Origin of the sequence: Thermogymnomonas acidicola JCM 13583 (assembly GCF_001316105.1) — an archaeon.
In the GTDB taxonomy this organism is placed as follows: Archaea; Thermoplasmatota; Thermoplasmata; order Thermoplasmatales; family Thermoplasmataceae; genus Thermogymnomonas; species Thermogymnomonas acidicola.
Genome location: NZ_BBCP01000012.1, coordinates 17,769 through 43,612, shown reverse-complemented (window position 1 = coordinate 43,612; position 25,844 = coordinate 17,769). Strand labels below are relative to the sequence as shown.

At 57.5% G+C, this 25,844-nt stretch carries 22 protein-coding genes, 1 tRNA gene and 12 pseudogenes; 14 read left to right on the top strand and 21 right to left on the bottom strand.

Features of this window, described 5'->3' with window-relative positions; all coding sequences use genetic code 11:
- Positions 1–134: 134 nt before the first annotated feature.
- Positions 135–207, bottom strand: a tRNA-Arg gene (locus JCM13583_RS10215).
- 5 nt (positions 208–212) lie between these two features.
- A complete protein-coding gene (locus tag JCM13583_RS10210) occupies positions 213–701 on the bottom strand; it encodes an adenosine-specific kinase (RefSeq protein WP_075057613.1) in 489 nt (162 codons plus the stop codon).
- Positions 702–926: 225 nt separating this feature from the next.
- On the opposite strand from JCM13583_RS10210, the gene JCM13583_RS10205 reads away from it, so the two are divergent.
- The 3 genes from JCM13583_RS10205 (at position 927) to JCM13583_RS10195 (ending at position 2,680) form a co-directional block, all read left to right on the top strand.
- Positions 927–1,166 carry a DsrE family protein gene (locus JCM13583_RS10205; RefSeq protein ID WP_171823588.1) on the top strand — a complete coding sequence of 80 codons (240 nt, stop codon included), beginning with the start codon at positions 927–929 and terminating at the stop codon, positions 1,164–1,166.
- 161 nt (positions 1,167–1,327) lie between these two features.
- Positions 1,328–2,065 (top strand): ABC transporter substrate-binding protein, encoded by a 738-nt coding sequence (locus tag JCM13583_RS10200; protein WP_162509789.1) that lies wholly within the window; start codon positions 1,328–1,330, stop codon positions 2,063–2,065.
- A 135-nt stretch (positions 2,066–2,200) separates the two neighbouring features.
- On the top strand, positions 2,201–2,680 hold the full coding sequence (locus JCM13583_RS10195; protein ID WP_171823587.1) for a single-stranded DNA-binding protein: 480 nt from the start codon (positions 2,201–2,203) through the stop codon (positions 2,678–2,680).
- On the opposite strand, the pseudogene JCM13583_RS10190 reads toward JCM13583_RS10195, so the two are convergent.
- Positions 2,666–4,447, bottom strand: a pseudogene (locus tag JCM13583_RS10190) (ATP-dependent DNA ligase). The gene JCM13583_RS10195 and the pseudogene JCM13583_RS10190 overlap by 15 nt on opposite strands.
- A gap of 109 nt (positions 4,448–4,556) precedes the next feature.
- Between JCM13583_RS10190 and JCM13583_RS10185 the strand changes: the two are divergent.
- Both JCM13583_RS10185 and JCM13583_RS10180 read left to right on the top strand, forming a co-directional pair.
- Positions 4,557–4,868 (top strand): hypothetical protein, encoded by a 312-nt coding sequence (locus tag JCM13583_RS10185; RefSeq protein WP_075057609.1) that lies wholly within the window; start codon positions 4,557–4,559, stop codon positions 4,866–4,868.
- A complete protein-coding gene (locus tag JCM13583_RS10180) occupies positions 4,843–5,745 on the top strand; it encodes a hypothetical protein (protein WP_075057608.1) in 903 nt (300 codons plus the stop codon). Before JCM13583_RS10185 ends, JCM13583_RS10180 begins: the two co-directional genes overlap by 26 nt.
- Here JCM13583_RS10180 and JCM13583_RS13155 read toward each other — a convergent pair.
- The 13 genes and pseudogenes from JCM13583_RS13155 to JCM13583_RS10115 form a co-directional block, all read right to left on the bottom strand.
- A pseudogene (locus JCM13583_RS13155) lies at positions 5,702–6,400 on the bottom strand (uracil-DNA glycosylase). The gene JCM13583_RS10180 and the pseudogene JCM13583_RS13155 overlap by 44 nt on opposite strands.
- A 28-nt stretch (positions 6,401–6,428) precedes the next feature.
- Positions 6,429–7,022 carry a histidine phosphatase family protein gene (locus JCM13583_RS10165; protein ID WP_171823586.1) on the bottom strand — a complete coding sequence of 198 codons (594 nt, stop codon included), beginning with the start codon at positions 7,020–7,022 and terminating at the stop codon, positions 6,429–6,431.
- Positions 7,023–7,053: 31 nt separating this feature from the next.
- Positions 7,054–7,747, bottom strand: a pseudogene (locus tag JCM13583_RS10160) (iron-containing redox enzyme family protein).
- A gap of 40 nt (positions 7,748–7,787) precedes the next feature.
- Positions 7,788–8,243 (bottom strand): hypothetical protein, encoded by a 456-nt coding sequence (locus JCM13583_RS10155; RefSeq protein ID WP_162509781.1) that lies wholly within the window; start codon positions 8,241–8,243, stop codon positions 7,788–7,790.
- Positions 8,244–8,295: 52 nt separating this feature from the next.
- Positions 8,296–8,526: pseudogene (locus JCM13583_RS10150) on the bottom strand (30S ribosomal protein S17e).
- 195 nt (positions 8,527–8,721) lie between these two features.
- Complete coding sequence (locus JCM13583_RS13150) at positions 8,722–8,844, bottom strand: universal stress protein (RefSeq protein WP_162509788.1); 123 nt, start codon at positions 8,842–8,844, stop codon at positions 8,722–8,724.
- A gap of 369 nt (positions 8,845–9,213) precedes the next feature.
- Positions 9,214–10,334: pseudogene (locus JCM13583_RS10140) on the bottom strand (DnaJ domain-containing protein).
- Between the two features lie 11 nt (positions 10,335–10,345).
- Positions 10,346–12,213: pseudogene (gene dnaK / locus JCM13583_RS10135) on the bottom strand (molecular chaperone DnaK).
- Between the two features lie 6 nt (positions 12,214–12,219).
- Positions 12,220–12,345: a nucleotide exchange factor GrpE gene (gene grpE, locus JCM13583_RS13145; RefSeq protein WP_162509780.1), complete on the bottom strand. Its 126-nt coding sequence runs from the start codon at positions 12,343–12,345 to the stop codon at positions 12,220–12,222.
- A complete protein-coding gene (gene grpE, locus JCM13583_RS10130) occupies positions 12,338–12,751 on the bottom strand; it encodes a nucleotide exchange factor GrpE (RefSeq protein ID WP_162509779.1) in 414 nt (137 codons plus the stop codon). The genes grpE (JCM13583_RS13145) and grpE (JCM13583_RS10130) overlap by 8 nt, the downstream gene beginning before the upstream one ends.
- A 35-nt stretch (positions 12,752–12,786) precedes the next feature.
- Positions 12,787–13,449: a hypothetical protein gene (locus JCM13583_RS10125; RefSeq protein ID WP_171823585.1), complete on the bottom strand. Its 663-nt coding sequence runs from the start codon at positions 13,447–13,449 to the stop codon at positions 12,787–12,789.
- Positions 13,450–13,544: 95 nt separating this feature from the next.
- Complete coding sequence (locus JCM13583_RS10120; protein WP_075057602.1) at positions 13,545–13,763, bottom strand: hypothetical protein; 219 nt, start codon at positions 13,761–13,763, stop codon at positions 13,545–13,547.
- A pseudogene (locus JCM13583_RS10115) lies at positions 13,763–14,108 on the bottom strand (DNA-directed RNA polymerase subunit L). Before JCM13583_RS10115 ends, JCM13583_RS10120 begins: the two are co-directional and overlap by 1 nt.
- 490 nt (positions 14,109–14,598) lie before the next feature.
- Between JCM13583_RS10115 and JCM13583_RS10110 the strand changes: the two are divergent.
- The 6 genes and pseudogenes from JCM13583_RS10110 to JCM13583_RS10085 all read left to right on the top strand — a co-directional run bounded on the left by JCM13583_RS10110 (position 14,599) and on the right by JCM13583_RS10085 (position 16,993).
- The gene (locus tag JCM13583_RS10110; protein ID WP_075057601.1) at positions 14,599–14,838 is read left to right on the top strand and encodes a sulfurtransferase TusA family protein; all 240 of its coding nucleotides are present in this window, start codon (positions 14,599–14,601) and stop codon (positions 14,836–14,838) included.
- Positions 14,839–14,849: 11 nt separating this feature from the next.
- Complete coding sequence (locus JCM13583_RS10105; protein ID WP_075057600.1) at positions 14,850–15,437, top strand: NAD(P)/FAD-dependent oxidoreductase; 588 nt, start codon at positions 14,850–14,852, stop codon at positions 15,435–15,437.
- Positions 15,412–15,660: a hypothetical protein gene (locus tag JCM13583_RS10100; protein ID WP_075057599.1), complete on the top strand. Its 249-nt coding sequence runs from the start codon at positions 15,412–15,414 to the stop codon at positions 15,658–15,660. The genes JCM13583_RS10105 and JCM13583_RS10100 overlap by 26 nt, the downstream gene beginning before the upstream one ends.
- The gene (locus tag JCM13583_RS10095; RefSeq protein WP_075057598.1) at positions 15,648–15,944 is read left to right on the top strand and encodes a hypothetical protein; all 297 of its coding nucleotides are present in this window, start codon (positions 15,648–15,650) and stop codon (positions 15,942–15,944) included. Before JCM13583_RS10100 ends, JCM13583_RS10095 begins: the two co-directional genes overlap by 13 nt.
- Before the next feature lie 171 nt (positions 15,945–16,115).
- Complete coding sequence (locus tag JCM13583_RS10090) at positions 16,116–16,478, top strand: DUF1641 domain-containing protein (protein ID WP_075057597.1); 363 nt, start codon at positions 16,116–16,118, stop codon at positions 16,476–16,478.
- 75 nt (positions 16,479–16,553) lie between these two features.
- A pseudogene (locus JCM13583_RS10085) lies at positions 16,554–16,993 on the top strand (OsmC family protein).
- Here JCM13583_RS10085 and JCM13583_RS10080 read toward each other — a convergent pair.
- From JCM13583_RS10080 to tuf, 4 genes and pseudogenes are all read right to left on the bottom strand, one after another.
- Positions 16,987–18,042 (bottom strand): pyridoxal-phosphate dependent enzyme, encoded by a 1,056-nt coding sequence (locus JCM13583_RS10080; protein ID WP_075057596.1) that lies wholly within the window; start codon positions 18,040–18,042, stop codon positions 16,987–16,989. The pseudogene JCM13583_RS10085 and the gene JCM13583_RS10080 sit on opposite strands and share 7 nt — an antisense overlap.
- A gap of 37 nt (positions 18,043–18,079) precedes the next feature.
- Positions 18,080–20,313, bottom strand: a pseudogene (locus JCM13583_RS10075) (elongation factor EF-2).
- A gap of 566 nt (positions 20,314–20,879) precedes the next feature.
- A pseudogene (locus JCM13583_RS10070) lies at positions 20,880–21,138 on the bottom strand (30S ribosomal protein S10).
- Between the two features lie 67 nt (positions 21,139–21,205).
- Positions 21,206–22,486, bottom strand: a pseudogene (gene tuf / locus JCM13583_RS10065) (translation elongation factor EF-1 subunit alpha).
- 171 nt (positions 22,487–22,657) lie between these two features.
- Here tuf and JCM13583_RS10060 point away from each other — a divergent pair.
- The 3 genes and pseudogenes from JCM13583_RS10060 (at position 22,658) to JCM13583_RS13140 (ending at position 24,649) form a co-directional block, all read left to right on the top strand.
- A complete protein-coding gene (locus JCM13583_RS10060; RefSeq protein WP_162509778.1) occupies positions 22,658–23,008 on the top strand; it encodes a hypothetical protein in 351 nt (116 codons plus the stop codon).
- Positions 23,009–23,119: 111 nt separating this feature from the next.
- Positions 23,120–23,437 (top strand): hypothetical protein, encoded by a 318-nt coding sequence (locus JCM13583_RS10055; protein WP_075057594.1) that lies wholly within the window; start codon positions 23,120–23,122, stop codon positions 23,435–23,437.
- 296 nt (positions 23,438–23,733) lie between these two features.
- Positions 23,734–24,649 (top strand): annotated as a pseudogene (locus JCM13583_RS13140) (bifunctional phosphoglucose/phosphomannose isomerase).
- Here JCM13583_RS13140 and JCM13583_RS10030 read toward each other — a convergent pair.
- Positions 24,629–25,822, bottom strand: coding sequence for an NFACT family protein (locus JCM13583_RS10030; RefSeq protein ID WP_075057590.1), 1,194 nt, complete (start codon positions 25,820–25,822; stop codon positions 24,629–24,631). The pseudogene JCM13583_RS13140 and the gene JCM13583_RS10030 overlap by 21 nt on opposite strands.
- Positions 25,823–25,844 lie beyond the last annotated feature (22 nt).

The window sequence follows — 25,844 nt, the reverse complement described above, 5'->3', positions numbered from 1 at the left end:
TCGCACTGGTAACGCAAGGCGTGGATAAAAAAACCAGGGTACAGGGGGGGAATCCAGAAAGTGAAAGGCTATACCTTCCCCCCCAGTGCGTGCCTGCACCTTCCGCATTCTCCTCTCTATTCCAAAAATGGAGACGGGCTCGCCGGGATTCGAACCCGGATCGTAGGCTCCGGAGGCCTAAATGATGATCCGTTACACCACGAGCCCCCCCGTCAGAGCTTGTAACCTATATTCCTAAGCAATTCTTTTCTCTTTCTCCTGTGCTCCTCTCCCTCGACGCCAAGGGGCGAGTAGCCGTCAACGACTCCGAGGACTCCGTTGCCGCGCTCAGTCCTTGCCACTATCACGCTCAGTGGGTTCGCAGTGGCCGCGAACACTGATCCCACCTCCTGGCACATCTTGACTGCGTTCAGCACGTTGATTGGATATGCATTCCTCAGCACTACCATGAAGGTGTGGCCCGCCGACACCCGCTTCAGGTTCTCCACTGCAACGTTGATGAGTTCCTGGTCGGTGCCCTCGTACCTGATCAGCCTGTCTCCGGATGCCTCGGAGAAGGCCAGGCCAAACTTTGCTCCTGGAACGGATGATGACACTATCTCGTAGAGGTCTTCCACGGTCTTGATGAAGTGCGAGTACCCCCCCAGTATCACGTTGCAGCCCTGCGGGAAATCTATCCTGACCTCGTCGATCTCCACCATGGTGATTGTCATGGGTTCCACCTTAACCTTTTTTCCCATCACCTGGCAGGCTCTGAGACCCTGCTACCCGGATGACGGTATAAGTTTATCTAGTGGCCTCCAATGCACACATATGACGGACAAGGTTCTCGTCATAATATCCTCCGGCATGGAGGGCAAGGAGAAGGCCATATCGGGCATGAACTTCGCAGCGAACACGAAGAAGGGGGGGGCCTGTTCAGCGACGTGAAGGTCATATTCTTCGGCCCGAGCGAGAAGGCCATTGCCTCAGGGGGGGACAAGGAGTTCGAGGCCGGGGGGGTCAAGAACCTGAGGGATGCCGGCATAAACGTCCTTGCATGTTCCAGGGTCGCTGAAAACAATGGGATAAAGGACCTGCTCCTGCAGAAGAGTATACCCATGGAGCCCGTGGGCCCTGTCATCGCCAACTACATCAAGCAGGGATACGCTGTCATGACGTTCTAGGATGGCCAAATTGCTGCAATCCTGGACAACGATCTTTTTCTCCCACGTTTTCATCCCGTCATGTGCCTGTGTTCTATGAGCCGGTGTTCAGGCCAAGGGAACTGCCCGAGCACCCTGAGAGGATAGTTAGCCTGAGTCCTGCAATAACGGAGACGGTATTTATGCTGGGGGGGCAGGGCTCGAGGCTTGTCGGCGTATCGGCCTTCTGCCAGAGGCCGGAAGAAGCAAAGAGGGTAAGGAGGGTCGGGAGTTACTCGCATGCCAGGCCAGAGGTCCTCAGGGAGGTGAGGCCTGACCTGATACTCGCGGTTTCAGGCTACCAGGCAAGGTCCATGGAGGAGGTCTCCAGGGAGTTCACCACCTTCACCCTGGAACTGCCCTCTAGCGTTCCCGGAATCCTCGACATGGTGAAGAGGGTCGGTGCCGTCCTGGGCTGCCCTGTGCAGGCCATGGACCTCATGTGCAGGCTTGAGGGCAGCATGCCCGATCCGTACGATGGCGAGCGCATTCCCGCGTACGTGGAGATCGACCTGGGGGGCCCGGTCTCCTTCGGCATAGGCAGCTACATAACTGATGCCCTGCACCTTTGCGGCTTTGAGTCCGTCTACGGCAGGAGGGACAGCGAGTGGCTGAAGCCAGACGATGCGGAGACCGCTGCCATCGACCCGGAGGTCATAATATACGAGCCGAAGATGTTCTCGAACTTCAAGCGAGAGGAGTTCGAGGCCGAGATGAGGAGGAGGGGGCTGGCACAGACCAGGGCCTTCAGGAAGGGGAACGTCTTCATAACTCCCGGGAAGCTGGACTTCCTTGCGCACCACGGGCCCTCGTTCATAACTGATGCGATTCCATGGCTGCTTGGCATCAGGAAGAGGATCGAGGGCCTGGATGGGATCTAGTGTACGCTGCCGTACCAGCTCCATGGTGGCCAGCCATGCCAGTCCGGATGCGCAGAAGGGAGAGATACCATAAGGTTAAATAGTCACTGCACATACATGGTTGAATTATAAAAACCAAACAGAGGAAGAATAGGAATGGAAGGTGTGACCAAGATAAAGGACCTGAGCCCTTCATCCAGAAGGGTCAATGTTTTGGGGGGGAAGGTTTTGAACGTCGGTGAGCCAAAGGTGATCCAGACCAGGTTCGGCGAGGAAAAGTCCGTGACCGAAGTCGTGATCGCAGACGACACGGGGAAGATAACGCTGTCGCTCTGGGGTGACCAGGCAAGTCAGGCTTCCCAGGGACAGACCATATACATCGACAACGGCTACATAACCCTGGTCAAGGGCCACATGAGGCTCAATGTGGGCAAGTACGGCTCCATAAAGGAGGGCCCGGAGGCCGTCGATGAAGTGAACGAGGAACTCGACATGAGCGAGAAGGAGTACGAGCCCAGTTCAGGAACGGCGGCCACTACAGGAGCGGCCCGAGGAGGTTCGAGGGGGGGAGGAGAAACGGCTCCTTCGACAGAAGGAACTACGACAACGAGGACGAGTGAACTACTCGCCCACTGATTTCTTTTTCTGGCTCCTGAACATTTCCAGGATCTCCATTACGCTGGTTGCGTCTTCAGGCTTCTTATCGTTTCTGATCTTTCCGGTAAAGCGTGGGAACCTCAGCGCCAGGCCGGAGTCCCTAGCGACCGTGCCCATGGCGCAGGTGTGCACCGGGCTGAGCGTGATCTCTGCCCCCCCCTGACCTCCAGCACCACTGAGGGGTAGATCCAGAAGTCCGGTTCCATGATCGAGTTCACCCTTGCCGGCTTTTCCTTTGTGACCAGCTGCTGGAACATCTTCGGGAGGGAGAAGAGCATCTCGTCGTTGAAGCCAGAGCCCAGCTTGCAGACGGTCACAAACTCGTCCTTCTCCTGGTCGTAAGCGGCCATGAGGAGTGCCCCCCCGTACGTGCCTCCCCCCCTGCGGCCGTGGCCACTAAATGCGCCCACAACCACCAGGTCAAGCGAGTCGCTCATCTCCGCCTCATAGTCCCGTTTCAGCTTGATCCAGAGCCACCCCCTGGCTCCTGCCCTGTAAATTGAGTTTTCGGAGAGGCTCTTCGCCACGAGGCCCTCGCATCCGTACTCTATGCTCTCGTTGAAGAACCTCTCCACCTCCCCCCCCTCGTCTGAGGAAACAAGTGTCCTCGCTATCCTGAGCCTCTCGCTCTCCCTGACCGTTTCCCTGAGGAGCCTCCTCCTCTCCCCCCCATAGGCCTCCCTGTGGAGCTGCCTACCGTTCAGGTATATGATGTCGAAGAAGAAGACCACTATCGGTACCTCCTCGCTCACCCTCTCCAGGTCATGTTTCCTCCCGCGCCTCTGTGAAACCACCTGGAAAGGGTAGATCTCACCCGTCTCAGGGTTAACTGGCACTGCTTCGCCGTCAAGTATGGCGCTCTCCACCTTCACCTCCTCCTTTACGGCCCTGACGATGTCCGGGAACTGGCCGGTGGTCTCCTCCAGGCCCCCTGGAGAATATGCGGACCTGCCCACCGAAGACGTGCACCTGCACCCTTATGCCGTCATACTTGAACTCGAATGCGGCCCTCCCGCCCATCTTCTCCATGATCTCATGGACGCTGCTCAGCCTCTCCGCCAGCATTACCTTCACCGGGACACCTGGCTGCGGGCCTATTTTCAGTACATCATCTATCCTACCCTCCCTCAGGAGCCGCGCTATATATGCAAGGTCCGGGTAGAAGTTATAGGCTTCAGATACCCCCCCATCCCTCAGGCCCGGCTCCGCGAAGGAGAGCGTGAGGGCATCAAGTATGGTCGCATCGGAAACGCCGAGCCTCAGCTTCCCGTTTATTATCCTTGTTATGTAAACCGCATCCCTTGGGTCGGAGTTCATTATGAGGTCCTTGTATATCGACATCTTTACCCTGATGCTGCCCTGCCCGCTCGACGTCGCGACCTTCATGAGCGAATCGTACACATATTTGACGGTGAGCTCCTGCCTGAAAAGGGTGCCCTGGGCCCTTGAGGAGACAACCTGGCCTGCGAGCTCGCCAAGGTCACCTGTCTTCCTGTACATCTCCTCTATTTCCTCGCCGTCCAGCGAGGAGACCTCCGACAGTGCACGGAGGATGAGCTGCTCCGCCATGCCCAGCTCAACGCCCCCCCTGTAGTCAGGAAGGAGCTTTCCCTGCACCAGGTATACAAGGTATTCAAGGTCGTCTCCTGCCCGCTTCAAAAGCTCGGAGAGGAGTGAGGTGAGCTCGAGCCTCTTCGTGGTCCTGGACATTTTCTCAAAGACCTCTGTAGCTTCGGAGAAGAGCATCGTTTTCATAAGCCACCGGCAATTAAAAACTTTCAGCAACGCAATCCCATCCAGGGTGGCGTCGGACAATTAGCATACATTTATATTTATCCTGTTGTTGTTACATTGCATGTCCTTCAAGGCGGATGTGACCGCTAAGCTGGATCGTATAATGGAGATGCTTGCAAAGGAGAGGGAGGAGATAGAGGGCCTCAGGGGCCAGATCCAGAGTGCGCTCAGCCAGAAGCAGGAACTCCCGGACTTCAGCCATGAGGTTGAGGAGGTCAGGGAGGAGATGGCCAGGACCCTTGTTGAGGTCAGGGGGGGCATGTTCAGCGAGATAAGCGAGAAGGTCATGAGCATGGCCCAGCCCGCCACGCAGAAGAAGGCCGGCACAAAGAGGAAGAAAGGGACAAATGAGGTGGAAGAGATACAGCACTGATGCAGGTAAAGCAGGTGATGAATCCTCCATAAGGAGGATGAGGCTGCCTTTCCCGGCACTGGGACATGCCTCTGCAGGTGAGTTGACCTTAAGGCCGGAGGGCGAGAGGTGGGCATCTCTAAGGATCGAGGGCGTTGCCCTTGGCCACCCCCCCTTCACGGTCAAGGAGTTCTACCTGGACTGGTTCTACCCGGGTTTTCCTAAGAACCTCATGTCATCGTTCGTTGACTCTTACAGCAATGTCGTGGCATTTTCAGTCGGAACGATTACTGTGCACACAGGCAGGGACTACAGGGGGGGTGAGCAGGCAGCGTCCCTGCAGGCAGGCTACACCCATGCAGAGATAAGGTACAGGGGGGGTGGCACCGGCGTTCTCCGAGCCATAGTCCAGGGCCTCTACGGTATAGGGAACCCGGTCCCGGAGACTTTTGTGGAGAGGTCCTTTCTGGCCAGGCATGCGGGCACCGGATGGTTCGAGGAGGAGAGGGTATCGAGGATGCTCTGGAGGCCCATAGGGAGGGAGATCGAGCTGGGTGATGGTGCCCTGGTGCTCGATTCCTTCGGCGTGTACAGGGAGGGCCAGGCCTCCCACTGCATAGCAGTTTACAGGCAGGGCAGCGCGGAGGGCTGGATAGACTTCACAGACAGCACTGCCATCAGCCATTCCCTGTATGCCTTCAGGGACGGTAACTTCCTCCGGTTGGGAGTGAGAGATGGTATGGCCCTGCTCTCCGGAGAGATGACCCCCCCCGTGCTGTACAGGTTCGACCACGGCGGCTTCACCTTCACAGTAAGCGTGCCCATGGGGGGGTCTCCCCTCAGTTACAGGTCAATCAGGCAACTGGCGGAGGAGGCTGCGTCACTTGTCCTGGGCTGAGACGTACTGAAGCACCTCCTTGAGGCCCCCTTATGAATGCGTCCCTGGTGAGTTTTCCCGTGTTGACGTTCCTCGGGCTGGGGGGGTGGTACAGGCAGAAGAGCTAACCCCCCAGCACACTGTATGACTTGCCGTGCTCAAACCTCATTCCCCCTGGTATCGGCACCCCTCCTCTTCGCGTACGACTTGAAGCGCTGAACGCTATGGAGCCGAGAGCAACTACAGCCTTCAGGTTCCCCCCCATGCTGCAGATCTCGTAGTCAAGGTACCTTGAGCACCTCTCCATCTCCTCCCTCTCTGGCCTGTTGTCCGGAGGGACGCACTTCACTGCCGCGGTTATGTATGCGTCCCTGTACTGTAGGCCGTCATCCCTGCTCTCCGATGTCGGCTTGTTTGTAATGCCGACTCATGGAGGCACGAGACAAGGAAGTCGGAACTCCTGTCGCCTGTGAATACCCTGCCTGTCCTGTTGCCCCCCCGGCAGCGCCGGGGGGGCCAGGCCGAGTATGAGGATACGCCCTGAGATGTCGCCGAAACCGGGCACTGGCCTTGACCAGAACCTCTCCCTGTACCTCTTGTACCTCTGCGCTACCTCTTCCCTGAACTTCACCAGCCTGGGGGGGCAGGCCACGCACTCAATTAGCTCGGAGTTCATCTCGTCAATGCTCTTCCAGCCAGCACTGTCAGTGCACGTATTCCTCAAGCCTCACCACCTCATGCTCAAGGACCAGGCTGTCCACAGTGTGCACGTAAAGGTACCCGCAGTTCCCGAACCTGACAGGGGAGTGGCCATCGCCCAGGAGTATGTCCACGGCAGCCTGCATGAAGCCACCATGGGTAACAGCTAGGGTAACGCCATCGAGGACCGAGACAGATCCTATGAAGGAGCGCGACCTCTCGACGACCTGGGACCACTTCTCAACCCCCCCAGCGTAGGCGTCGATCTCCCTTGAGGTTATCGAGAAGCTCCTGAGGCCCGTGATTCTCAGGATCTCATGCGTTGTCAGGCCCTCAAAGGGCCCCAGGTTCCTCTCAACCAGCCTTGGGTCTTCCCGGACAGTGAGCCCCCCCGCTTCCCTGGCCACTATTGCCGCTGTCTGCTTCGCCCTCTTGAGAGGGCTCGATAATATCCTGGAGATGCCGTACTTCCTCAGTGCAGCTGAGGCCAGCTCCGCTTGCCTGAGGCCCACCTCATTCAGATCGGGATCCTGGACACCCTGCCACCTGTCACTCCTGTTCTGGTCCGTCTGGCCGTGCCTCAGGAGTATCAGCTTCACGGACACTTGAATAAAGGATTCTTAAAAACAGTTACTTCCTGTCCGCAAGGCCCAGCCAGAATGCCTCCTCTAGCTTCAGGATGCCGTCCGCACCGGCCCTGAACTTTGCCCTGGCCACTGGATCGTTCACATGCTGGCCCAGCACGTTCTCCATTGCCTCCTCGTGGTGCTCCTCCAGCTCCCTGTGGAACGTGAAGTACTCTATGTCCATGTTCGCGTACCTGCCTCCCCCCCTCTCCTTCCACTTCCTCAGGCCGGGGGAGGAGCTTGTCCCACATCGGAATCGCCATGTTCTCAAGGCCGAACTCCGCTCCCAGCGCCTCAAAGTGGTCGCCAGAGAAGTAGTTCCTCATGCCGTCCAGCCATGCCTGGGTGGTGGGCAGCTTGCGCTGGCCAACCAGCTCCCTGGGCTCGAGGCCTATGCTCCTCAGGAACTTCCTGTACAGGAGCTCATGCCTCTTCCACGGGTCTGTGTCACCGAGTTCGGAGACGAGTATCGTTGTGAGGGACGCAGCATCGTTCTCATCAGGCGTGTTCACAAGGAGGGTGGATAATATTGCCGGCCACTCCCTCGTGAAATGGTAGAACTCAACAGCGAACCTCAGGAACTCGCTCTCCGATACCCTTCCCTCTGCGAACCTGTTGATGAAGTCGTTATCGGTTGCAGCGTGCTTCTTGACAAACGAGTACATCTCGCCGTAGAAACCGGAGACCTGTTTTTCCATAACCTGAGATCCCAATGACGGTATATTAATATTTGTTATGTTAAAAAGATAATATTGTATACATAATATCTCCCATTGGCCTCGGGTGCACCACCGGTATGTGGACATATGGCACAGACACCAGGAACGCAGAGACTATGAAAACCGTGAGGAAAGTGAACACCGTTGCGAGCAGGCCTATGACGAATCCGCCCACAAGGCCAGTACGGAATATCTCCGCGTAGACCCAGCTCAGCACAACTATCAGGACAATCAGGGCTATGGGCAGGACTATGACGAAGAATGGCACCACAGCGGAAGCGAGGCCTAACGCTCCCAGGAGGAAGAGTAGGACGGCAGGCGCCACAATGGCTGCCACCACAGACCTGCCAAATGTGGCCCTTTCCCCCCCAGCCACTATCCTTGCTGCCGCGTATATGCAGAGAGATTCGAGCACGAGGTCAACTACTAGGATGAGTAGTGTCCCCCCCAAGGCCGCACTGATGTATAGAGCCATCAGTGCCAGATCTGGAGACCAATATAGAACCGTTTTGGAACAAAGTGCCAGGTCAGGAGGCCAGGCCCTCCTCCTCTTCCTTCTTCTGCCTGGCCTTCTTCTTCAGGACGTAGCGGGTCACGTAGCCCGCTATGAGGTTCTCGGTCCTCTTGCTGACCCCCCCGTTATCACTCCCTTAAGCATCTCTCTGTTCTTATAGAAGTCCTCGGTGAAGTAACCGGGGGTTCTTCTCCACCAGATCCTCAGCGATCCTCTTTATGTTTGATGGCCTGATGCTTCCCATACACATCCTCCGTTTGCCAGGTGATCCTTGGACTGGCCCCTGGGAATGCCCTCCCTGAGGCCTCTGCAGCGGGAAGCTGCCGGGGGGGCCATGCGCCTGTGATCCCCTTCACTCTTTACCCTTGATCCATAGGGGGGGTATTGAGTTTGTGCATAAAACAACTTCCCTGCCAGTGCCCCACATGATGGATGGGACCTATTCCGGCGGCGGAGGTACAACAAGCACAGGTATCCTGCTCACCTTTATCAGCTCAGAGCTCACAGAGCCCAGTAGGACCCTGCTCAGGCCCGTGAGCTTCCTTGTACCTGTTATTATCAGGTCCGCGCCCCCCTCTCAAGCGCATTCCTGTAAAGTGCCCTTGCGACCTGGTCACCAGCCGCATCGATCTTCACAAGTGTGAGGTTTATGCCGCTGTCCTTCACGAGTTCCCGGGCTGAATCCAGGATCGTCTCTGCGTTCTGCTCCTGCCTCTCGTAGACCGTTGCCGGGACGTACGCATCGAAGGTCGGTGCCGCCCCCGACGATCTGGGGGCATCACGTAGGCCACGATGTACTCCTCGACCACAGGCCTGAACTTAAGTGAAAAAGCAGTGCCTGCCTAGAGGCGCTGGAGTTGTCGAACGCTATCAGTATCTTCATCCGTCTTTCCCATGCTTGAGGTAAAATTTATATTTTTCTTTGTAAGTTTCAGCCCCCCCTTATCCAGGAGTGCTTCTTGTGGGGGGGTTGCTCCCCCATGAACTCCTCCAGCAGCTCCCTCTGCCTCTGGGTCAGGTGTTTGGGCACGGTTAGCCTCACGGTTACATAGAGGTCCCCCAGAGCCCCCCCTTGAGTTCAGGTGTGGCATGCCGAGGCCCTTCAGCCTAATGTTCTCGTTGGGCTGCGTCCCCCCCGGAGATCTTCACCTGCACCTTCTGGCCGAAGACGTCGACCTCCTTCTCCGCGCCGAGGGCCGCCTCTGGGAACGATACCTCCAGGTCCACGTAAAGGTCGTCCCCCCCAACGCGCTTCACAGAGCCATCCTCCGATACCCTGAGGACTATGTAGAGGTCGCCCGTCCTCCCCCCTGGTATGACTGGCCCTTTGACCTTACCCTGAGCCTCAGCCCATCGGGCGCACCCCTCGGTATGGAGACCTCCAGCGTCTCGGTCTGGGGCACTGCCCCCCCGGAGCCACCGCACCTGGTGCAGACCTTCTCGGGCACCTGGCCCCTACCGCCGCAGTCCCTGCACACGGTAACTGAGACCATCCTGAAGAAGCCCTGCCCCTGCACTATCCTCTCCTGGCCCGTACCGTTGCACCTGCTGCAGGTCACGAGACGCCCTGTGGCGGAGCCCGTGCCGTGGCAGGCTTCACAGGTGGCGTTCCTCCTGTACCTGACCTCCTTCTTCGAACCGGTGTATACGTCCCTGAGGGTAACCGGCACCTCTATGGCCATGTCCAAGTTTGGGCCTGTGTTCCTGAAGCCCCCCGAAGAATGTGCTGGAGCCGAATGAGCCGAATATGTTCTCGAATATGTCACGGAGGTCGGAGAAGTCATCGAAGTGCGTGAAGTCCTGCCAGGTGAAGTCCTGCCTGCCGCCACCGAAGTCCACTGTGCCTGTCTGGTCGTACATGCGCCTCTTGTTGTCATCGGAGAGCACCTCGTAGGCCTCGCTGATCTCCTTGAACTTTTCCTCCGCCTCCTTCCGGTTGTCCGGGTTGGCGTCAGGGTGGTACTTCTTGGCAAGCTGCCTGAACGCCCTCTGGATCTCTTCCTTCGTTGCGTTCCTGTCTACACCCAGTATCTTGTAGTAGTCCTTTGCCATCTGCTATTCCTTCACTTCTCCTTGTAGTCGGCGTCGACGACCTTTTCGCCGCTGGTACCCTGCCCGCCCTGGCTGGACTGCCCCCCCGACTGCTGCTCCTGCTGGCCAGCCTGGCCTGCGGAGGCCTGCTGGTATACCTTCATGCCGACCTCCTGTATCTCCTTGCTCAGCCTGTCGTAGATGGGCCTGATCTTGGCCTCGTCCTTGCTTTCAATAGCCTCCCTCAGCTCCTTTATGGTGTTCCTGACCTTGTTCTTCGTCTCATCGTCAACCTTGCTGCCCAGCTCGTCCAGCGTCTTCTCCGATGTGTATATGAGGCTCTCCGCGTTGTTTATCAGTTCCACGAGCTCCTTCTTCTTCCTGTCCTGCTCCGCGAACTGCTCTGCCTCCCTCTTCATCCTCTCTATCTCTTCCTTCGTGAGCTTGTTCTTTGCGTTTATCACTATGCTCTGCTGCTTGCCCGATCCCTTGTCCACAGCTGAGACGTGCAGGATGCCGTTGGCGTCTATGTCAAATGTGACCTCTATCTGCGGTATTCCCCCCCTCGGGGCTGGGGGTATGCCGACGAGGTTGAACATGCCCAGTGATACGTTGTCGGCAGCCATCGGCCTCTCTCCCTGGAGCACGTGGATGGTCACTGCCGTCTGGTTGTCCGCAGCGGTGGTGAAGATCTGCGACCTCCTCGTGGGTATTGTGGTGTTTGCCGGTATTATGGGCGTCATTACACCGCCCAGGGTCTCTATGCCCAGGGTCAGGGGGGCGTGACGTCCAGTAGGACTATGTCCTTTATCTCCCCGGCCAGCACCGCGCCCTGTATGGCAGCCCCTATGGCCACGCACTCCATGGGATCCACGCCACCCTCGGCTTTCCTTCCGAAGTAGTCCTCCACGTACTTCCTGACTATGGGCATCCTGGTTGGACCCCCGACGAGGATTATCTTGTTGATGTCGTTCTTCGTGAGCTTGGCCGCCTCCAGCGCCTTGTCCAGCGGGCCCTTTGACCTCTCTATTATGGGCCTAACAAGCTCCTCCAGCTTCGCCCTTGTGAGCGTGTACCTAAGGTGCTTGGGCCCCCCCTGCGGAGTGGCGGTTATGTATGGCAGGTCGATCTCCGCCTGCAGTGTGGACGACAGCTCTATCTTCGCCTTCTCTGCTGCGTCCTTGAGCCTGATATATGCGTTCCTGTCCTGCAGGAGGTCTATGCCCTCCTTCTTCTTGAAGTCCTCAGCGAGGAACCTTATGATGGCCTCGTCCATGTCCTGGCCACCCAGCTGAGTATCACCCGAAGTGGAGAGAACCTGGAAGACGCCGTCGCCGAAGTCCATTATGGTCACATCCAGCGTACCTCCACCCAGGTCGTACACGAGGATCTTGAGGTTCTCGTTCAGCTTGTCAATGCCGTAGGCCAGGGACGCAGCCCGTGGGCTCGTTGATTATCCTCCTGACAGTTAGGCCGGCTATCTCGCCCGCGTCCTTTGTGGCCTGCCTCTGGTTGTCGTTGAAGTAGGCAGGGACTGTTATGACGGCCTCAGTCACGGGCTCTCCGAGGAAGGCCTCGGCATCCCTCTTGATCTTCTGGAGTATGAAGGCTGATATCTGCTGCGGGGTGTACTCCTTCCCGAATATCTTGTACTTGTAGTCTGTGCCCATCTTCCTCTTGGCACCGAACACGGTACCCTCAGGGTTCAGGAGTGCCTGCCTCCTAGCAGGCTCGCCAACCAGCAGGTCCCCCCCCTCCTTGGTGAAGGCCACATAGCTCGGGAACGACTTTCCACCTATGGAGACACCCTCTGCGCTTGGTATAACAACAGGCTTGCCAGAGATAACAACGGCGGCAGCGAGTTGCTCGTGCCCAGGTCAATACCGATTATCTTTCCCATCTCACATCACCTCTTCCCAACCACTACCTTTGAGGTCCTGAGGACTTCGTCGTTGAGCATGTAACCCCTCTGTACCTCTTCAAGCACGTTGCCGTCCTCATCGGACGAGGTAACAGCGATGGCCTCATGCACGTACGGGTTGAACTTCTTCCCCCTTAGCCTCTATGACCCTGAATCCAAACGAAGATAATATGTTGATCACCTGGTCGTAAAGTGCCTTCATCTGTCCGGTCTGGTCGGAGCGCTGTGCCGCCTCCAGGCTGTCGAGGAAAGGGAGGAGCGCCTTTATGACCTCCCGGCCGGCGTTCCTGACCTGCATGCTGACCTCTCTCTCCTTGGCCTTGATGAAGTTCTCCAAGTCTGCTCTCTGCCTCGCCACGTACTGAACCAGTTCGCTCTCCCTCTGCCTTAGCCTTGAGATCTCCTCATTCATCTGCCTGACTGAGTTGCTGTTCCTCTCCATGTTCCTGAGCTGGGAGTTGCGCATCTCTGTCTCTATGGGTGAGGCTATCCTGCGTGAGGCCGAATTCATCCGCACCTCTCACGTATTTTTACACTTCTATATTAACTTAACTATTCCGCACGGAGGGAGCAGAAGTACCTGGTCAGCGATCTGTGCTGCCTCACGGCCACGCAGTCGACGAGCCGGAAGCCATCCGCCATTTCCAGGACGCTCAAGTCTGACACTATCACAGATGCGTACCTGCCGTTCCTCAGGAGGGAGCGCATCCTCTCAAACGACACCTTGTAGAAGTCACCCCCCCTGCTGTGCCCTCTTATGGACGCGTTCCTACCGTATGGCATGTCGGTGGCAATCGCGTCAACGCCGTCAACATCAAGCTTTGAAATGTCGGTGTTCAGGATCGTCCCGTCGATCCTGAAGTACTTGAGGTTGAGCCTGGCACCGTAGGCCATGTTGAGGGATACATCGTTGCCAATGACCCTGCGCCCCGTGAGGCCTGCCTCTATGAGGATCCCTCCCGTGCCGCAGAAGGGGGGGTCAAGGAGCGTCTCACCCTTCCTGCACCTTGACATGTGGACGAGTAGCCTGGCGTACCTGGGGGGGTGGAGCGATACAGGCGAGAAGAATGGCCTCAGCGGGGGGGCCCTCCTGCCCTCGAACTGCTTCGGGTCCCTGGAGTGTACTGCCAGGCCCAGGTACCAACGGTCCGAGTGTATGGCCCTCAGCACAAAGTCCGGGTGCTCGAATGACACCCTGCCCCTTGCACCAAGCACATCTCCTATAACCCTCTCAAAGGAGCTGTCATGGCAGCCCCTCATGTCTGAGACCCTGACGTAGAAGCGCCCTTCCGGGATGCTGGCCCCCCCCTTCAGGCAGTGTAGTCATCAGCCGTCACCATGAGCCTGCTCACGTGGTTGATGAAGGCAGCGTCCCTCAGGTAGTCCGAGAAGCCACTTATGAGGGCGAACCTCTCACCCTCCCTCTCCACCTTAAACTCACCGGATGTGTCCTGCAGGGCCCTGAGCTCGGCCCCCCCAGGGGGGGCACCGTTCAGCTCTCCGGAAAACTCCACGATAAAGGTGTCCATCAGATGATTTTCACTGGCTCCTGCTCTCTATGGCTTCCCCCCCTTCTGCGCTCTGCCGAGAGCCTTTTCAGCTCCTTCTGGAGGTCCTGGTGCATGCCCTCGTATACCTTTATGAGCCGCCTTATGGACCTCTTCACTGCGGCCTGTGGCTTGCCGCTCTTCACCTTCACGGTTATCTGTGGGTTATCGATGAGGGGGGTGCTTGATGTAGTATCTCGATTCCTCGACGTTCTCGTCGTGAAGGAGCTCCTCCATGAGTGGCCTCAGGAGGGTGTTATCGTAATTGACCATCTCAAGCACAATTGTGTCCTTCTCCTTGGACACAACCGTGAACCTGGCTTCCATAGGCGCTGATTTGTTCCGGATATAAATAATATTCACTTCCCCCGGCCGCGGCAGAACTTTGACCTGGCCATATGGCTGGGCCGCCGCCTTTAACCAGCATGGACCACAGTGTTTCCACCAGCGGTACAACGTCATTTCCGGAACCTCTGCCAGGGCCATGAGCTTGAATCTGCCACCCGTCATCCCACCAGTGCGGGTTGCTCCCGGCACAGCCTTGCCTTGTGGTGGTCACAGCACCTCCGGAGACCCAATCTTGATCTTGCATAACCGTGCGCCCGGCTGGAAGGAGTGGATAAACGTCGTATGTACGCACTGGTCTCCCCCCCACCCCGTAATGGCACCCACAAGACCACCCGGATCCCGGCTGGGTGAGCACGGTAAGGTGAGCGCCACTTTGAAGTGGCCGGGGGGGCAGTGGCTGCCCTTGCGCCTCTGGGGGGGAATGCACCTGATGGGAACTTCTTAATAACATGTATGTAATCTCTGTTCAATGGAGTACCCGTCTGTGTCCCATGTGCTGGACCTCCGAGGTATGGAATGTCCTGCCCCCCTCAGGGAATTTGTGAGGAGGGTCACACCTTTGCCTGCAGGTACTGTGGTAAGCGCACTCGTGACGGACCCGGGTGCCGAGATCGATATAAGGTCTTGGAGCATCAAGACGGGTAACAGGGTTCTTGGGGTGGCACATGGCGATGGATACAGGGAGATCATAGTGGAAAAAGTGAGGTAGGTGTTAAGTCTATGGCAAGCCTGGCTAGTGTTCTCATAATAGGTGATGGGACTGCTGGAACCGTTGTGGCAAACAAACTAAAGTTCTTAGCTGGCAAGAGGGCTGAGGTCAGGGTGGTTGGCAACTCACAGAGGCACTACTACAAGGGAGACTTCATGTTCATCCCATTGAAGCTCAAGGACTACAAGGAGTGCTACAAGCCTCCTGAGTTCCTCTTCAACGCCGGGATCGATTACGTGAAAGAGGAGGTGGTGAGGGTTAACGTGGACCAGAGGCTCGTCACCCTGAGGTCCGGGAGGACACTGTCCTACGATTATCTCGTAATAGCCAGTGGCGCCAGGCTGGCACCTGAGGAGGTCCCGGGCTTTGAGGGCGAGGCGAGACACTTCTACACGCTGCAGAGGGCCATGGAACTGCAGGAGTACATGGACAGCTTCCAGGGCGGCAACCTCGTCATCGGGCAGTGCGCAGGCCCCATATCCTATCCATCCTCAACCTTCGAGTTCGCCCTCATGGCCAGGGACTACCTGGAATCCAAGGGGGCTGCTCCAGAAGTCCAAGATACACTTCCTGATGCCCAGCTTAGGCATCTATTCTGACAGCTCGACTGCAGGCAAGATCGCCTCACTGCTCGGCTCCAAGGGCATAGAGGTTCACAAGGAGTTCGAGGTCAATACGGTTAACCCGAAGAACAAGGAGGTCATCTCAGTCAAGGGGGGGGAGAAGCTAAACTACAGCCTCCTCGTTGCAGTCCCACCGCACAGGGGGGGCCAGAGGTTCGTCAAGGATTCGTCCTCGGGGGGGACGACATGGGCTTCATAGAGGTTGACAGGAACACACTCAACCTGAAGGAGCACCCGGAGGTGTTCGTTGCCGGGGGGGACGCTGCTAAGCTGCCCATCGACAAGACGGGCAGTGCTGCGCACTTCCAGGCAACCTACATCGCGAACCGCATAGCAATGGAGGTTGGCGGCAACTACACTCCGTCTACCTACATGGGCGAGAACGCATTCAACGCCGCAACCTCGGTGGGGGGGAGGGGGGGCATGACCTTCTACTCATCCTACAGCAGCTCCCCCGAAGGCCACCTTCGAGAGCATGTCTGACTTCCTGATCAAGTGGACCTACTCCAGCACCTACTTCTCCAGTGTGGTGAGAGGTCTCATATGAGGTGGTTCGAATGAGTGAGGAAGAGATGGTTCAAAACACCGAAGCGAACGACGACATTGAGCCGCTGATAAGGGGGGGCTCATTGAAACAGGGACGCGATCGAGTCCATGCTGAACTTCTTTGCAAAGCTGAAGAAGGCTGGGGTTCTGGACATGATGGAGGGCCTCTCCGAAGACTACCTGCCCACCGACATAGAGTTCATAGTGAGGTTCTTCAGCTCCAAGGAGTTCTCAACCGCACTGATCAAGGGTGCAAATGTCCTGATGAGCCTCCTGCACGCCCTTTCCAACGAGACCGTGGGAGATTCAATAAAGACGATAGCTTACAACTCCGAGAACATATGGGATGCCATGGTCTCCGGGGGGGCCAAGAACCCGATCAATATAGGCATGCTGAGGCTGATGGCCATACTCAGGATCCCGATGTGGCTGCCGGCTTCACCGCTGTTATCGCGGCCCTTAGGGAGATAGGGGGGGCGGCTCTGAGGAAGGTGCCGCAGGAGCCAGAATGAGGGTCTCTTTCACAGCGACAGAGAGGGGGGGTTCCTGACCACAACAGAAGGGAAGGAGCAGATACACATCAAGAACTCGGTTTCAAACAACCTGCAGGACCATTCCCCCCCCACGGAGCTGCTCATGCTGGCCATGGGAGGCTGCACCAGCGACGATGTCCTTAGCATGCTGGGCAAGATGAGGCAGAATGTCAGGACCTACAGGTGCGTTGTTGACGGGGGGAGAGGGAGGAATCCATCCCAAAGGTACTGAAGAGCGCTAACATACACTACATCATCGAAGGGGAAGTTGAACCGGAGAAGGCACTGAGGGCGATCAACCTATCTCTATCCAAGTACTGCAGCGTATCCATACTCGCGAAGAGGGGGGGAGGTACAAGGGTCACATACTCCCTCACCGTCAACGGCAAGGTAATTGCAGAGAGGGAGAAGGCGCCCCCTGGAAGGGAGCATAAGCCCCCCCGAGGTCAGTAACCCATAACGGTCTTTAGGCCAGCCCCCTGTGAGCACGAGGAGCGACCTCCCCCCTGCCATTTCCTCTTTTTATATGCAGCGTAAACGGTGGCACTGCTCACCTCGCAGAATAGGCCAGCCCTTGAGAGTTCGGCATGGGCCGACATTATCTCCTCATCGGAGACCATCACGCATGTCCCGCCGGTCTGCCTCACTGCCTCAGCCACCTGCACCCCGAGTACCGGTTTCTGCGTGACAAGTGCGTCTGCGACGGACTGGCCATCAACAGGCGGTTCGTACGGCCTGCCCTCAAGGATGTGGCATATCGGCGACACCTTTTCCGGCTGCACGCCCACGATCTCCGGCATGCTGCCGATCTCTCCGCTCTCCAGGAGGTGCCTGAGGCCCCCCCTGTGCAGGCCCAGCAGGAGCGTGCCTGCGGATACAGGCACAAATATGCGGTCAGGCATGGAGCCACTGTACTGCTGGAATACCTCATAAGCCAGCGTCCTTATGCCATCCCTGAACTCCGGCATGAGGACATGGCTTGCATAGACCCCCCCATCCGCCCCCCCCATGGCAGCCCTCTGGACGTCTTCCCTTGAGCCCTCCACCCTCACCACCTCGGCCCCCCCGTAGCTCTCTATCTGCCTGATCTTCTCCTCCCTTGCCCTGGAGCCCGTGAATATCCTGACCCTAAACCCTGCGGCCGAACCGTAGGCTGCAATGGCTGCACCGGCGTTCCCGCTGGAGTCCTCATTTATTGTGCCGTGGTCCATCCTGCCCCCCCTGAGGAATGAGACGAGGGCCCTTGCTCCCCCCCTGTCCTTGTAGGAGAATGTTGGCGAGAGATAATCGAGCTTGAAGTCTGCCCCCCCGCCGGCACTGACGATGGGTGTCTGCACCTCACCTAGGCTTATCCACCTTGAGACGTATGGAAAGTTGTCCTGCAGCCTGTCCGAGTACTTGCCACTGACCTCAATATCGAATGGCGAGCCGCAGTGGCTGCACCTTGCCTCCAACCCGTGCCTCTCCCTGCCGCAGCCCAGGCAAAAGACCCTGCACTCCATGCACCACAATGGTTAAGAAAAATAAAAATGGGTGTGGTCAGAGCTGTGCGTAATACTCTTCATCGTATGGTTCCGGCTTCAGGCCCTTCCTGGTCCTTATCTTGGCTACCACCTCGTCCTGAAGCTCGGGCGGCACCCTCTGGTACCCGTAGTTCTCGGAGCTCCACAGCACTTTGCCTCCGGTGGCACCCCCCCTGATGGCGGAGGCGAAGCCGAACATCCCTGCGACAGGCACCCTGGCCACTATGACCATCTCATCTCCCTCCTGGTTCATTTCTTCCACCACGCCCCCCCTCCTCTGCTGTATCTCGTTGGTGACCGCCCCCATGACTTCCATGGGGCAGTTGATGAAGACCTTCTGTATGGGCTCCAGGAGCACCCTCTTCGCCTGGCACATTGCACCGTATATGGAGTTCCTGCCTGCAGGGATCACCTGTGCCGGGCCCCCCCTGTGTATGCTGTCCTCGTGCAGCTTCGCATCAACGAGCAAGCACTTCACACCGTACACCCTCTCGTTGGCCAGCGGCCCCCCTCCTCATGACCTCCGTGAAGGCCTCGATGAGCAGCTCCATGGTCTCGTCAAGGTACTGAATACCCTTCGTAACATCGACCAGGACGTTCATGCCCTCAACCGCAACCAGGCCCCTGGCCTGCTCCCTGTCCATGCCCGCCTGCTGCAGCAAGTCCACTATGCTCTTCTTGTCCTTGAACTTCGAACCCTGTGGTATCTTGTTGTCCTTTATGAGGTCTATGACACCCTGTTCGAGGGGCTCAACCACGAAGTAGAACCTATTGTGCTTGTTCGGGGGGGACTTCCCCCCCTCGAACGGGCCGCCCCCCCTGTGGTCCACTGTTTCCCTGTACACGACTATCGGCTCGGAGGTCTGGACGTCCACCTTGTAGTCGTTCCTTATCCTGTACAGCGTGACCTCCAGGTGAAGCTCACCCATTCCCGAAATGAGGTGCTCGCCCGTCTCCTGGTTGATATCCACCTGTATTGATGGGTCAGCCTTGGATATGTTCCTCAGCACATCGATAAGCTTCGGCAGGTCCGCTGTGTGCTTTGCCTCTATGGCGAGCGTGACGACGGGCTCGCTGTAGTGCACCATGGGCTCGAACGGCTCCATCTGCACTGACGATACCGTGGCACCTGCCTGTGCATTCTTCAGGCCGACTATTGCGGCTATGTTTCCAGCAGCGATCTCCTCCACCGGTATCCTGTCCGGCCCCACCATCATTGAGAGCACCTGGACCTTGCTCTTCTGTGACCCAGCCGTGGATACGTAGAGCTCGCTCCCCTTGCGCAGCCTGCCGCTGAAGACCCGTCCCACAGCGATCTCGCCCGCGTGTGGGTCGATGATCATCTTCGTTATCATCATGCTGACAGGGCCATCGTGGTCGCAGTTCAGCATTGCCTTGCCTATCTCCGAATCAATGTCCCCCCCTTCCAGATCTGCGGTATCCTGTACTTCTGTGCCTCCCTTGGGTTCGGCAGGTGCCTTATGACCATGTTGAGGACTGTCTGGTGCAGTGGTGTCTTCTTGGCCAGTTCCTTCTGCCTCCCGTCCCTCACGTACTCATATATCTCCTTGAACGTTATCTTCGTCCTGTTCATGGCAGGAACGGATGTTGCCCAGTTGTTGAAGCAGAGCCGAATGCCACCTTTCCCTCTTGCACGTTGACCTGCCATGCCTGCTTGAACTCCGGTGGGGGGGAGTACTTGGCAAGTAGCCTGTTCACGTCAGTGATGATCTTCGCGAAGCGCCTCTGCATCTCGTCGGCGTTGAGCTTCAGCTCGTTGATGAGCCTGTCCACCTTGTTTATGAACAGTACCGGCTTGACCTTCTCCTTGAGAGCCTGCCTTATCACGGTCTCTGTCTGTGGCATAACGCCCTCCACAGAGTCCACAACGATTATGACCCCCCCGTCCACGGCCCTCATGGCCCTGGTCACGTCGCCGCCGAAGTCCACATGCCCGGGCGTGTCGATCAGGTTAATCAGGTATGAGTTGCCCTCAAACTCATGGACCATGGATGCCACGGCCGCATTGATCGTGATGCCCCCCCTGGCCTGTTCCTGCTCATCATAGTCAAGCATCAGCTGCTTTCCGGCCAGGTCCTCACTCATCATGCCTGCCCCCCCGGCAATAAGGTTGTCACTTAACGTGGTCTTGCCATGGTCAATGTGGGCAGCAATGCCCATGTTCCTGATCCTCTCAGGGTTTTCAATCAGTGACTGCGCTTTCTGGATGTTGTCCTCCTTTCTACCCATAAGTACACCCTTGAAGGTTACAGACCCATATCTGTTACCCTTATATTAATAGTGCAGAGTTGCCCTCAGTCTCTGAAAGTGCATTGGATTCCGCACACATACACAATAATGTGAATGCCCCGTGGAGGGGGGCGATTGGGGCTAATGCCCTTTCCCATGGCACCGGCCCAGTGGCGCCTCCTGCCCCCCCCAGATCCGCCCGAGCATGACCAGGCACACAACCGTCCCCCCCAATGAGATTGGCGGCCTGAACTGGATGTTCCGCTGGACAGGTACTGCATACCACAGTGGCCCTCACACTCACACCTGGGAGAACGGTTCAACCCTTGGAGCCACGATCCGGCTGCCCGCACGGAGGAGTCCCACCCATGGCCAGGTGAAAGCCTTGGCACGGTTGGATCAATGGCCATGAATTCAGGGGAAAGGATCACAGAGAAGCTCTGTGCCAAAGCTTGAGGATGGAATGCGCCGGGTATGTGTCCCTCAGGAAAACGATGAAGGGTGAGAAGTGTATCCGTTTCAGCCCGGCAGAATTGAAAATTCCATTGGGGTGTTTTTGAAAAAATTCAGCTCCTTATCTGGATCTCGATCTGGACGCCGTCAGGGATGGGCACCCTCATGAGCTGCCTCAGTGTCCTCTCGTCTGCATCGACGTCGATGAGCCTCTTGTGTATCCTCATCTCCCACCTGTCCCAGGTGCCGGAGCCCTCGCCGTCCGGGCTCTTCCTCACCGGCACCACAAGGCGCTTTGTGGGGGAGTGGGACAGGACCGTGTATCTCCACACCGGTCCTGTTGGCTATGCCCTTTATCTCGTTGCAGACCATGTCCACTACCTTGTGTTCGGTGCCGCTCAGTGATATCCTTGCCTTGTATGAGACCACAGGATCACCCTTACTTGGCTTCTACGTCTATGCACTGGCCAGCGGCAACCGTCTGGCCCATGTCCCTGATGGCGAACCTCCCGAGCTGCGGGATGTCCGACACCTTCTCTATGACGAAGGGCCTGTCCGGGACGATCTTGACCACGGCTATGTCCCCGGTCTTTATGTAGTCCGGGTTCTCCTTCAGCGTGGTGCCGTCCTTGGGGTTCACTGTCTTAATTATCTGCTCGAACCTGCAGGCCACCTGCGCTGTGTGCACGTGGAACACCGGCTTGTAGCCAACTGCTATCGCGCTCGGGTGGTTGAGCACCACTATCTGGGCCGTGAACGCCCTCACTACTGTGGGCGGCGATGTGACGTGGCCGCAGACATCGCCCCCCCTCTTTATGTCGTTCTTGGCTATGCCCCCCCTGACGTTGAAACCGACGTTGTCACCTGGCTCGGCCTGCTGCAGAGGCTCGTGGTGCATCTCAATGGACTTGACCTCGCCCTGCTTGTCCGCAGGCTGGAAAACGACCTTGTCGCCCACCTTGAGCACGCCGGTCTCCACCCTGCCCACTGGCACAGTGCCTATGCCGGTGATCGAGTAGACGTCCTGGACCGGAAGCCTGAGCGGCTTGTCTATGGGCTTCTCCGGCACCTTCAGGTTGTCCAGGGCCTGGAGGAGCGTTGGCCCGTTCCACCACTTCAGGTTCTCCGAGGGCTTCGTTATGTTGTCTCCCTTGTAACCGCTTATCGGGATGATGGGCACATTCCTGTACCCGATGGGTGTGAGCAGCTTCTCGATCTGCTGCTTTACCTCCTCGAACCTCTTCTGGCTGTACGGCGGCTGCGTGGCGTCCATCTTATTGACCACGGCAATGAGCTGCTGCACGCCAAGTGTCTTGGCAAGGAATGCGTGCTCCCTGGTCTGTGCCATCACTCCCTCGCCGTCCCTTGCGGACACAACCAGGACTGCAGCGTCTGCCTGGCTTGCACCTGTGATCATGTTCTTGACGAAGTCCCTGTGGCCAGGGGGCATCGATGATTGTGAAGTAGTACTTGTCTGTCTCGAACTTCCTGTGCGCCAGGTCAATGGTAACGCCTCTCTCCCTCTCCTCCTTGTACCTGTCCATGACCCACGCGAACTCGAACGTCGCCTTACCCTTCTCCTCTGCCTGCTTCCTGTACTCCTCAATTATGTGCGCCGGTATCTCTCCGTGCTCGTAGAGCAGGCGACCTACCAGTGTCGACTTGCCGTGGTCCACGTGCCTATCGTGACCAGATTTATGTGTGGTTTCTGCTGTGCCATAAACTTTCACCTGATGTCCTTTTCTACATTTCTTTCGCATATAAGGATTTTCTTTATCGAAAACCCCGGAATGGGTAACGCCGCTCAGCTTATAAGCACTGCGATCCCCCAACCTGCCGTATCCTGATGGGTATGCAAAAACAATTTATGCCAGCCCAGCCTGCAGGTGCCGTGATAAGCGCCGTTCATGTCGTACCGCATGGCGACGAGCTCATCGACCTCCCTGACGCGAACGCCAGGGCCATGAGCTCACATGTGGCTAGGGTTCTCGCCAGGGACAGCGCAGGTACCGCCCTGGTGATGTCACCCCACTCCTTCCGCCTCTCAGGACGGATAGGTGTATCCCTCAACGAGAGGGCCACAGGGTCCTATTCAACGGGCAGGAGGAGGATCCGGATGTCCCGGCGGATAGACACTGGACTCGCCCGTTCCATATCTGGCCTGCCGGACGCATGCTCCATCACATTCATGACCGAGAGGGGGGGGAGAAGAGCATATTCCCGCTCGACTTCGGCTCTATGATACCCCTACGTTTCATGCCTGCAAGGAAAATAGTCGTGCTGACCCAGGCCAGGGACCTTCCGAGGGAGAGCCTGGTCATGTTCGGGCAGAACATGGGGGGGAGGTTGCTTGATGGGGGCTGACGGCGCGTACTCTGTTATCTTCTCTGCCGACCAGGCCCACACCCATGCGGCAGATGGTCCCTATGGATACTCACCGGAGGCCAGCATTTATGAGGAGGCTGTCAGGAGGGCCTTCATTTCAGGGGGGGACCTGGCCCATCTCCTTGACATAGATGAGGAGACCGTGCAGGGGGGGGCAAAGCCCGACAGCTACTGGGAGCTCCTTGTGCTCCATGGCCTCCTCAAGGAACTGGGGGCTTCGCATCCACTACATCTACGGGTACGTGGCCCACTACTTCGGCATGATGCTTGCCTCCACTGCAGTTGAACAGTGAGGGGGGGAGAAGCATAGATCCGCACCGTTCCACTCTGCAGGACGTTTTGCGTTTCCGTGTGTCATTTAGTTCACTTTTGCCGGTAGAAAAAATATATTCATCCAGGAAATATCGTGGCGATGAGCACTGAGAGGAAAATAGAACTGGCCATAATAGTTGCGTCCGTTGTTACCGCCGCCTTTGGTTTTGCTGTTGTGATTAGGCCCTTCTGATTTTTTTTCTCGCCTGTGTCTTTCTCCTCCCCCCCTGTGGAGCGGAACTAAAATTAGGTATCTGTCATTACCCAGCCATGGACTACACGGACGAGGTCATGAGCCTGCCCGCGCAGGTGCTCTCCTCAGCACCGTTTGAGCTGGAACGCGGATACAGGCACATTGTATTCTCTGGCATGGGTGGCTCCGGAGTGGTCGGCAGGATAGCCTCTGAGTTCCTGAGCGTGCCAGTGGTGCTGGTGGACGACTACAGCCTGCCGGAGTACGTTGGCAAGGAAGACCTCCTGATATCCATAAGCTACTCGGGAAACACGGAGGAGACCATAAGCGTCACCCAGATGGCCCTGGAGCGTGGGATGGATGTCGTGGCTATAACCTCCGGGGGGCAGGCTGTCCAGTATGGTGAGGAAGGTGGTGAAGGTGCCTGGTGGCCTGCAACCTAGGGCAGCCCTGGGCTACATGCTCACACCAGTACTGGAGACATTCATCGGCAGGGAGTTCAGGAAGGAGCGTGTGGTCGAGGCCATGAGGTCCGTGGAGGGCAGGCAGGAAGAGATCGGTGGCCTGGCCAAAGAGATCGTGTCTGGAAGGCTGATCCCGGTCATATACGGCTTCTCCCATTCAGGGCCGTGGCGTACAGGTGGAAGACTCAGTTCAACGAGAATGCCAAGATAATGGCCTACAGCAACTACTTCCCGGAGCTGAACCACAATGACACTGTCCCGCTGAAGGGCACTTACAGGAAGGAAGAGTTCAAGTTCCTCGTTTTCTGGCCCCCCCGAGGACCCGAGGATAGGGAAGAGGATAGAAGTCACTGAACAGGTAACAGGATCGAGGTTCCAGAGGATAGAGGCAATCTCAGTGGACAGGGTCTCCAGGCTATTCGAGCTCATCTACTACGGTGACCTCCTAAGCCTCAGGGTTGCACATGAGAGGAAGGTGGACCCGAGAGACGTGTCCGTAATAGAGGAACTAAAGGGCAGGCTCCTCTGATTCCTTTGCAGCCCCCTCCATGGAGAGGATCCTCGAGCTCCCCCCCGGTGGGAGTACCCTCTCGACCTCGTCTCTGTCCACCCCGAGGAACTCCGATACCCTTGCGACCACCTCCTTTCTCCTCACATCGCCGGGCACGATTCTGACCCTCTTCCCTTCCCACTTCTCCCTGTGAGGGAATGCCATCACCAGTTCCTCGCCGCGGTAACTGTACATCCCTATGTCCAGGTCCAGCGGCAGGTCGAAGAGGTAGTTACGCTTACCCCCCCTCACTATCCATGAGCCTGTCGCCACATACTCACCGGATTCGGGGGTCTTGCTGACCTGCTGCGGGTAAACCCAGTATGCAGAACCTGAGCTTACGCCCGCTGGCCAGGCCCTGGAGAACGAGACAGCAAAGGCGCAGGCCTCCCTTATTGTCGCCTCGCCCGGCTGCTTGTCACCCTCAACCTTTATCAGGGTGCTAGGCGCGCCGTACAGGTCCGCATGCACGTAGAGGTCCCTGTCGGTCATGTGTTTCTTCACCAGTTTCTCATTGCTCCTGGCATCCCTGCCCGCCACAACAAGGAAGCCCTCAGAGGTGAAGAACCACCTGTATGCCTCGAACCAGTACTTCTGCTGCCTCCTGGGCCGGTTCTCGCGCTTCCTCGATGCCTCCTCGAGCCTCAGCGTCTCCTCAAGCGCCTTTGCTGCCCCCCCCTCTGCCTTCTGCTTCATCTCCTTGGCCTGGCCGAAGAGCGCGCTTGCGTTCTCACCTGCGCTCTTCCGGATATCCACACTGAATTCCATTCCCTCGCAGGAGACAACAGCAGTCCTGCTGGCCTTGTCAAGGGATACCGCCCTGCACTGCCCCCCCGCTTCGACGAGATCGCCTTCCCTCAGGTGCCTGATTATCGCATCGAGATCCTTCAGGTGGGACATGGCCACGGAGCCAAGTCTCCTGAACTCCTCTTCCCTCTTCCTGAACTCCTCTATGCTCCTTCTCTGGGACTCGATACGCCTCCTGAGGGGCGATTCCTCATCCGCTACGGATGTGGTGTCAAGGAACTCGGAGTATGCCAGGTTCAGGTCCTCATATACCCGGTCTGGCTCCCTTCCCAGGTGGCTCAGGAGGACAGGGGGATAGTATGCCCTCGCCGGAGTAGAGGTATGCCCTGCCCCTCGATGCTTCATCGAGTAGGTCCCTGAAGCCCCC